The organism is Salinicola sp. (genome assembly GCF_982684285.1).
In genome coordinates, this window is record NZ_CEXLVS010000391.1 from 1 (window position 1) to 2,292 (window position 2,292).

A 2,292-nucleotide genomic window follows, 5' to 3' on the forward strand; every position below is an offset into this window, starting at 1 on the left:
ATCAAGGCGTCGCGACTGACACGCCCTTCTACCTCGGCCCACTCCCGGCCGATATCGACGCTTTCGACGCCATCCACCATCATCAGGGCGGTCGTGACGCGATTGAGGTCTTCCGGCGTCGATACGCCGCTCAGCGTGAGATTGATATGTGACATGCGAGGCTCTCCACAACGGTCTTCCACGACGATTTCAGGCAGACAGCATAGACTAGCATGTCGTTTGCGCGACCTGGCGTTGCAATACCCGGACATCGCCGCCATCTTGAGGCCAGACGCCACACTCAGGTACCCCTCCACGCCGGTACCGACAACCCTTTCACAGGAGGAATCGGATGGACGATTGGCTGGCACATCTCACGGCCCTGGGCGGGCGCCAGTCGGGTGACCGCGACTGGGCCTTTCCGAACGGCGATAACGGTTCCGCCATTGACGGTGAACATCTGGTACCGCTGACCCACCTGAGCATCCTCGAGTGCGACGGCCCCGACGCGGCTCGCTTCCTGCAGGGCCAGACGAGCGCCAACGTCGAACATGCGGATGGCGACTTCGCGCCCTTGACAGCCTTCTGCACGCCGAAGGGGCGCATGATCGCCAATGCCGAAGTGCTCAGGGTATCCGCCGAACGCTACTGGCTGCTGCTGCACGCCTCTCTGGCCGCTTCGCTGGCGACCCAGCTTGGGAAATACGCCCCTTTCTACAAGGTGAAGCTGAGCCATCGCGAGGACCTGGCCCTGATCGGCATGATCGGGAGCCCGGCGTCGTGGGCGAGCGCGGCCGGCGTGACCGACCTGCCCCGTCTCGACTGGCACATGACCCAGCAAGACGGCACCGTTGCCCTGCGTCAGCCCGCCGATCGACCCCGCGTGATGCTGATCCTGCCGGCGTCCGAGGCCGCGGCAAGGTGGGAGTCGTTGAGCCGCTCTGCCGGCGTCGCGGATACGGCCCTGTGGCGGCGTGCGGATATCGATGCCGGCATCGCCTGGCTCACCGCCGATCACAGCGACGCCTTCCTGCCGCAGATGATCAACTGGGAAGCCTTGGGCGGCATCAGCTTTCGCAAGGGCTGCTACACCGGACAGGAAGTAGTGGCGCGGGCGCATTTCCGGGGTCAGGTCAAACGGCGCCTGCGGATCGCCTCCGTCGAAGGCACCTCGCCTCCCGCTATCGGCGATGAGATCCGCAATGCCGAGGCCAAGCGCGTGGGCGAGATATTCCAGGCGGTGAACGGCGACACTCCAGAGGAGTGCCCCGCCCTGGCCGTGCTCAACACCAGCCAGGACGAGGAGTCGGAACTGTTCGTCGGCGGGCGCAGACTGGTGCTGCGCGATCTGCCCTATCCGCTCGAACGTCTCGATCCCGAGTCCGTCGTCGACGGGAACGTGACCGCCTGACGACCTCGGCGTCCACTCAGGTCGACGCCACTTCCAGCCGGAAGAGCCGGTGGGTATTGTCCCAGGCGCTGGCAGCGACCGAGCCGGGATCCTGGCCCCGCAACAGCGCGACACGAGCCAGGGTCTCGTCGAGATGGGCGGGCTCGTTGCGCTGCCCCTGGCGCCCGGCTAGCGGCATGTCGGGGCTGTCGGTCTCGAGCACGAAGCCGTCGTCGGGAATTGCCCGCACCGCCCGGTGCAGGCGTTTGGCGCGCTCGTAGGTGGTCGCGCCGCCCAAGCCGAGCAGATAGCCGAGATCAAGGAAACGCCGGGCCTGTTGCGGGCTGCCGCCGAAGGCGTGAATCAATCCACGCGCCGGGAGATCGAGCTGTTTCAGTCGCTTGGCCACCTGATCGTCGGCGTGGACGCAATGGATGATGACCGGGAGTCGATACCGTTTCGCCAGTTGGAGCTGGGCCTCGAACAGCTCCCACTGACGCTCCAGCGTCGCCCCGAATCTCGCGTCGATCCCGCACTCGCCGATGCCGACGAGCCGGTCACCATGCGACACGGCCTGCTCCAGCGCTTCCAGGTCACCAGCGCCATGTCGAGCGATGAAATAGGGGTGCAGGCCCAGGGCCACGACCACGTCGGCGCGCTTCCCCAGGGTCAGCACCGCCTTCCAGCGCTCGCGCGTCGTTCCCGGCACCATGAAACGCGAAACGCCGACCGCGTGGGCTCGTTGGAAAACGGCTTCGCGATCGGCGTCGAAACTGTCGAAATCGAGGTGACAGTGGGCGTCGAACAGCATGGCTCAGGTCGCGGCTGTCCCTTGCGGCTCGAGGTCCGACACCGGCAGGTCGGCCGTGCAGTGGCCGCACTTGGTGGCCTTGACCGGAATCGTCATGAAGCAGTGCGGGCAG

Annotated in this window: 2 protein-coding genes; one reads left to right on the forward strand and one right to left on the reverse strand. The window is 66.1% G+C overall.

What is annotated here, in order from left to right; all coding sequences use genetic code 11:
- Window positions 1-331: 331 nt before the first annotated feature.
- Window positions 332-1,390 (forward strand): CAF17-like 4Fe-4S cluster assembly/insertion protein YgfZ, encoded by a 1,059-nt coding sequence (ygfZ, locus tag AC3AYF_RS20255; protein ID WP_295041383.1) that lies wholly within the window; start codon window positions 332-334, stop codon window positions 1,388-1,390.
- Between the two features lie 16 nt (window positions 1,391-1,406).
- On the opposite strand, the gene AC3AYF_RS20260 is transcribed toward ygfZ, so the two are convergent.
- Window positions 1,407-2,180, reverse strand: a complete 774-nt coding sequence (locus AC3AYF_RS20260; protein WP_295041381.1) for a TatD family hydrolase — start codon at window positions 2,178-2,180, stop codon at window positions 1,407-1,409.
- Window positions 2,181-2,292: the final 112 nt, after the last annotated feature.